We start from the raw sequence: 6,000 nt of genomic DNA on the forward strand, positions 1-6,000 counted from the left end.
GGCCGTGCCTGAGCCCGGTGGCCGCTGGTGGCCTTCGCCGGCCCCCAGGCCCCCGCTCCGGTCGGCATCCTCCGGCGCGGTCCGGCATCGTCGTGGCGACCGCCGTGCGCGCCGGCGGACACCGCCCCGGGAGGTCTCGGCTCGCAGCAGGGGACGGCAGCGAGTTGTGGGTCACTGACCCCAGTAACCCGGGACCGCGCGTACGGGGACGCGCGTTGTCCTGCGCAGGCTGCGCGTCGGCCCGGCTGCTCGCGCGTGCACGCGAAGGACGGTCCCAGAAGTCCCAAAACCCGACCGGCCCGTTGACGCGCGCGTGCGCATGGAGACCGCTCGAAACCGCCCACAACCGCGACGGCCGCCGACGCACGCGCGCCCGCGAAGGGGCGGTCCAGAAAGTCCAGAAACCTCGGGCTGGAGTCGACGGCCAGCACGACCAGGAGCACGGCTTCGTACGGCCCGCCATCCCGAGGAGGGTCCCGTACAGAAGTAGTCGGCGTGCGCGAGCTCCACACCCGCACCTTGCCCACCCAGGTCACCGCGCCGGAGCCACGATGGCCGCCGCGGTGATGAGGCGCCTCGTACGGCGCCCCGGGGGGCACCTCGTACGGCGTCTCGTACGACGCCTCGTAGAGCGCCTCGTAGGGCGCCCCGGTCCGGCCGCCGGTCTCAGGGGGCGTCACAGGGAAGTAGTCGGCGCCGCGAGCGGTCCCGCACCGACCCCTTGTCGTGCAGCTCAGGCCGTACGCCGAAGGCCCTCGTGCCCCACCAACCGATGCGACCGAGGACGCGACTCAGGACGGGACGCAGGATGCGACCCGGAGCGCGATCCAGGGCACGACCCAGGACGCGACCTCGGCGGCGAGGACCAAGGTATCGACACTTCGCGTCGATACGGCGGCGCCGGAGAAGGGGCTGAGGGGAAGTAGTCGGCGCCCGCCGGCCTGCGCCGCGCACCCCTTGTCCACCAGGTCAGCGCGGTGCTGCACCGGCACACGTCCGGTTCACCCAGGGGACCCGAAACGGGACCTGAAAGAGGACCAGGAGCAGAACCCCGAACGGAACCACGGGTGTCCACCGCCGTGCTCGGAGAGCCCGACCGTGGGCACCCGCTGCTGCGCATCGACCGTCCCGCCCACCGCGCTCCGCGCTTCATGATCGAGACGGTCACACCTCATGCATTACGAATGACCCTGGTTTCGTCCGTGACGAAATGCGGTGCGCCGATCCCGTCCGCCGAGCGCACCGCGTGCAGCTGCACGCCGCACCGCACCGCCCTCCCGCACCGGGTGCACCGCATCGTCCGCCGGCGGATGCGCGCGGACGGTGCGGTGCGGTGCACCGTGGCGATGCACCGCACCCGACTCCCGCACCGGCAGCCCTCGGCCGGTGCGCTGCGTACGACGGCCGTAGGACGGTCGTACGCGATAGCTTGCTCGGCTCCGGCCGGGCTGGCGAAAGCGCGGAAGCATAGCTTTCGCACCAACTTGCTCGCCGAGACCGGCGTCGGTGGGACGCTGTCCGGCCGTCGATTCGATGGCCGACCCCCCCCTTGACCACGGTCTCTCTCGAAGGTGGACAAGGGGGTGTCAGCCTCGCTTCTTGCGGGCCTCCCGCTCCCGTCGACGGCGCTCCGCACGGGAGAGCTGTGGCTGCGCCGGAGGGGCCGGGGCGGGGGCCGGAAGGAGACCCGAGCCGCGGCGCAGCTCCTCGATGACGGCCTCGCACGCCCCCAGGAGCAGGGCCCGCTGGTCGCGGGTGAACCGTCCGGCCTGCGCGTCGCCCGCGAGGTACTGGAGTGCCTCGAACCACTCCGCAGTGTTCTCCGGGAGGGTGTACGGGGCCCCGCTCGACCGCGCTGCGGGGATGCGCCGCACCTCCCCCGGGCCGCGCCGCACCACGGTGCGGGTGACCGTCTCGGTGCGCTCGATGACCTCCCGGACCGGTTCGGTGGTGCGCCCGCCGGCGTCGACGGGGCGGTCCGCGCGGGCCTGCGCCGTGCGCAGTTCGGAGGCGCGCTTGCGGTGCGAGTCCTTGCAGTAGCGCGGGGGCCGGCCGACGCCGGAGTAGTCGATCGGGTCGCCGCACCACTCGCACGTACGGCGCACCAGGCGGTCGTGCACGGTCGTCTTCACGCGCTCGCCGAGGACGTCGCCGTGCTGCTCCTGGTCGTCGTTCTCGGTCCCCGGGACGCGCACGCCGAGCAGCTCGGCGAGTTCCTCGTCGGTGTAAGGCCGCTGCTGATTCGTCACGGACGAAACCTAGGTCATTCGTAATGCATGAGCTGTGACCGGGTCGATCTTGCGGCGGGATCGGCGCAGGTCAGCACGGCCGGTGCAAAAGTGCCAGAGGTGCTCGGTCGCGGGGCGCCGTACACCGGGGGCACCGGCACGGTCCTGGGGACCGACAGACCGTCACGGGGACGGTCCCCAGCTCGGTCCCCGAAGTCGGCACCGGGGCGGCGACACCTCTTGCAACTCCGCACGCGCAGGTCGGCGGAGCCGCGCGGCGGGCGAGGGCAATGCACATGGTGTGCCGAGTGCAGCCATTACGTCCGGGACGAAACTGCGGGCGGCGGGAGCGCAGGTCAGCGGGCGCGAAGACCGCACGGCGGACCGAGGGTCAAAAGTGCCAGAGGTGTACGGCGCTCGGCGGCTGTCCGGCGGGGTGCTCCTGGTCCTCGTTGTCGACGGAGGCCGGGGTGACCGGGACCCGGTCGAGGGGAGCAAGGTGGAGGCCGGGAGTGTCCCCGACCGAGGGCGAGCAAGTTATCGCCCAAGACACTCTTCGGCCTCGGACCGGGGGCGGTCCGAGTCGTGGCGGCGCCGGCGGGCGGGGGAGGCCCGCGCCCTACTCTGGGCATGAGGCGACCCCCGGCACTTACCCTGCCGGGGGTCGCTTCGGTGGTGCGGGTGTCAGGGCCCGGCGATGAGCCAGAGGATCAGCGCGGCGTCCAGGTCCTGGCTGTAGCGGTAGACGACGGTGATGCCGCGCCCGCCGGTCTGCTCGGGGAGCAGGTCGATCGCGTACGACTCCGAGCGGGGGTCGGCGTCCGGCAGTCCCCGGGCGTGGTCGGGGTCGGGGTCTTCCTCCAGGGAGGCCCGTACCGACATGACGGCCGTCCGCTCGCTGACGCTGAGGTCGTTGCGCAGGATCTTCTCGGCGGCGTCCGAGTAGAAGGCGTGGGTCACCGGCCGTTCCTCTCGGCGGCCAGCTTCTCCCCCAGCTCGAAGGCGACGTCCTCGGTGCTGCGCATCAGGGCCGCCATCGCCTGCGGGTCGCACCGCAGCAGGACCCGGTGCCGGTACGCCTGCGTGATCTCGCGGACGCGGGTGAGGTCGTCCAGGTCGGCGTCCGCCAGCTCCCTCTCGAACTCCTGGAGGTCGCCGGGGAACCCCCAGACCCCGAGCGCGTTGCGCAGCTCGGCGAGCGTGCGCATCGGCGGGGTGGCGGCGTGGTGTTCGGGTTGTGCGGTCACTGCCCCTCCTTGGGTCGGTGCTACGAGTGTCCCCCTCGGCACGGCCGGGGTCACCGGTCGCCGAGGAGCTGCGCGACCATCGGCCCGGCCTCCTCGTTGACCCGGCGGGCCACCTCGTGGACGACGCGCTTGGCGTCCTCGACCAGGCCGCGGCCCTCGGTGTGCTTCGGGGTCGGCAGGTCCCAGCCGGTGGCGGAGATCAGGATGTTCGAGACGGTGAGGACGGCGGGACGACCGGGCTTGAGGTCGGGCTCCCAGGGGTGGCGGTACTTCTCACCGCGGGCCGCGATGTCGTAGCGGGTCGTCCAGTCCTGCCACGGGTGGCGGGGCCGGCGGTCGGCGGGCAGGTCCCTGAACCACAGCGGCACGGAGACCTTGAAGGCGAGCGAGCCGTCGCCGTCCTCGTTCTCGGCCCAGACCGCCTCGATCCCCTGGAGGTCGGGGCGGAGCGCCACGTAGCCGGTGAGGATGGGCGGGGTGGCCACGCGCCAGGCCGCCGCGGCGAACTCTTCGGTCGGCAGCGGCGTGCCGGGGGTCTCGTCGCGGAAGTCCTCCAGGCGCTGGCTGAGGTAGACGCCGTAGCGGCTGTGGCCGTCGCTGGCGCCGGAGCGGTCGCCGGGCTCGTCCACGGAAACGAGGGTCGTGGGGGTCCAGTCGGTCATCGGTGCGGTTCCTCTCTGGAACGGAGCGGGGCCGCCGTGGTGGCGGCCCCGGAGTCATCTTGGCGTGCGGGTGAGACAGTCCGGGCCGGTTTGAGCCGCTACGCCCGACGGGGCTCGCCACCGCTCAGCGGACCGGGGAAGCAGGCGTTGGCGACCACGGGCCCGCGAGGGGTCTCCCGGGACCAGCGGGTGTAGTCGATCGCGCTGCACACGTAGCTGGTGTTCATCTGGCTTCCGGCGTTGTCGATCCGGTCCCGCAGCTCCTCCAGGTGCCAGTCCGCCCACGCGAGCCGGTCGAGAAGCCAGCGGGCGTCTTCCCGCGAGAGCTGATCCGGGCGGGCCTGAAGTGCGGCGATCCGGGCTCGCTGCTCGGAGATGTAGTTGCCACCATCGCCGTCCGCCGACTCCATCGCGACCACGTCGGCGGTGTGGCGGGGGCGGTTGTGGACTCCGGCGGGCAGCAGGTCCTGGTCGACGTCGCGGTGCTCAATGGTGGCCTCCTCGCCGACGCCGAGCAGCAGCTCGTGTGCGAGGCGGGCCAGGCCGACGCTGCGGTGCCGGCCGCCGGTGCAGCCCCACGCCATCGTGACGTCGGCGCCGGTGTCCTCGGCGAGGCCGCGGGCGGTGGCGACCGCGTTGAACGCGAGCCGCTCGGCACCCGGGGTGTCCCTGACGTGGTCGTAGACCTCCTGGTCGAGGCCCGTGCCGTTCTTCAGCTCCGGGTTGTGGAAGGGGTTCCGGAGCAGGGCCCGAAGGTCGAAGACCAGGTCCGCCTCCGGGGCGGGAGCGTGGCCGTAGCCGAAGGAGATGATGCGGATGGTCATGGGTCAGCTCTCCTCGAACCGCTTGGTGGCGCAGGGCGGGCACAGCGGGATCTGCCGGTGGTCGGGCTCGTCCGGGTAGAGCGCGGTGGAAAACGGGTCCGGGATGACCTCCACGTCCGGCCGCCGCTTCATGCACTCCTCACAGACCAGGAGCAGGGGCTCCAGGAGGTCGAGGGCGTGGCGGATACGGTCGCCGGTGCTGTCCTGGACGTGGCCCTGGGCTTCGTCCAGCAGCTCGGTGACGCGCTCGATGTCGTCGTGGTCGACGTCGCCCATCGACACCGTGATGGTGCCGACGACGTCGGCGACGGCCGCGAGGACGCCGGCGTCCGGGTGGGCCGGGTCGTACAGCGCCTGGAGGGCGGCGGCGTGCGGGCCGACCTCCTCGGTGCGGCACGCGGCGTCCCGGAGGCGGTCGAGGCCGACGCGGACGATGGCGACGGCCGCCTGCAGTTCCTGGTCGAGGGTGAGCTTCGGTGTGCGCTCCACTGGGGTCCTTCCGGGGGTGAGTCGCGGGCTATCTAGCTGGTTTGTCTGAGTGCGCCCTGATCAGAGCGCCGCGATCAGGAGCGCCGCGACGCCGAGGAACAGGTGGTGGAAGCTCTGGTCGAGGGCGTAGGCGCCGGTGCCGAGGGTCGGCGCGTACGTGCCCTCGGAGGTCACGGGGTGCTTCGGGTGGGCGGGCGTGCCGAGGCTGAGGAACTCGGTCTTGCCGGTGACCTTGGCGAGCCAGGCGAGGGTGCTGCGTCGGTCCGCCCACCAGTGGGTGGCCGCGTCGACGCCGAGGCCGGCCGCCACGCCGGTGATGGTGACGGGGATGTCGAGGGCCCAGACGACCGCCGCGAGGGCGATGCCCTTGGTGATCGTCAGGCCGATGACGTGCAGGGTGCAGGCGATCCGACCGGCCCGGCTGGACTGGCCCGGGGTGCGGTCGTTCTCACCCTTGTGGGCCGCCTGGTGGGAGGTCTGGACCCAGTGGTCGCCCACCGAGTGCGCGATGAACAGCGCGACGAACACGGCGGCGAACACGGCGGCTGCG

7 protein-coding genes are annotated in these 6,000 nt (G+C 72.5%); all 7 read right to left on the bottom strand.

All coding sequences use genetic code 11. The annotated features are described in order from the left end of the window. Window positions 1–1,586 precede the first annotated feature (1,586 nt). Entirely contained in the window at window positions 1,587–2,249 is a 663-nt protein-coding gene (locus AB0F77_RS41105) for a hypothetical protein (protein ID WP_361959221.1), read from the bottom strand. Between the two features lie 663 nt (window positions 2,250–2,912). Continuing rightward, window positions 2,913–3,188, bottom strand: coding sequence for a hypothetical protein (locus AB0F77_RS41110; protein ID WP_358079697.1), 276 nt, complete (start codon window positions 3,186–3,188; stop codon window positions 2,913–2,915). Next, entirely contained in the window at window positions 3,185–3,475 is a 291-nt protein-coding gene (locus AB0F77_RS41115; protein ID WP_358079699.1) for a hypothetical protein, read from the bottom strand. The genes AB0F77_RS41110 and AB0F77_RS41115 overlap by 4 nt, the downstream gene beginning before the upstream one ends. A 50-nt stretch (window positions 3,476–3,525) precedes the next feature. Continuing rightward, the gene (locus AB0F77_RS41120) at window positions 3,526–4,137 is read right to left on the bottom strand and encodes a hypothetical protein (protein ID WP_358079701.1); all 612 of its coding nucleotides are present in this window, start codon (window positions 4,135–4,137) and stop codon (window positions 3,526–3,528) included. 98 nt (window positions 4,138–4,235) lie between these two features. Beyond that, on the bottom strand, window positions 4,236–4,961 hold the full coding sequence (locus AB0F77_RS41125) for an RNase adapter RapZ (protein WP_358079703.1): 726 nt from the start codon (window positions 4,959–4,961) through the stop codon (window positions 4,236–4,238). Between the two features lie 3 nt (window positions 4,962–4,964). Next, window positions 4,965–5,450 (bottom strand): hypothetical protein, encoded by a 486-nt coding sequence (locus AB0F77_RS41130; protein WP_358079705.1) that lies wholly within the window; start codon window positions 5,448–5,450, stop codon window positions 4,965–4,967. A 60-nt stretch (window positions 5,451–5,510) separates the two neighbouring features. After that, on the bottom strand, window positions 5,511–6,000 hold a 490-nt coding region (locus AB0F77_RS41135; protein ID WP_361959226.1), incomplete at its 5' end, for a transcriptional regulator.

The sequence above is a fragment of the Streptomyces sp. NPDC026672 genome (genome assembly GCF_040638185.1).
GTDB lineage: Bacteria > Actinomycetota > Actinomycetes > Streptomycetales > Streptomycetaceae > Streptomyces.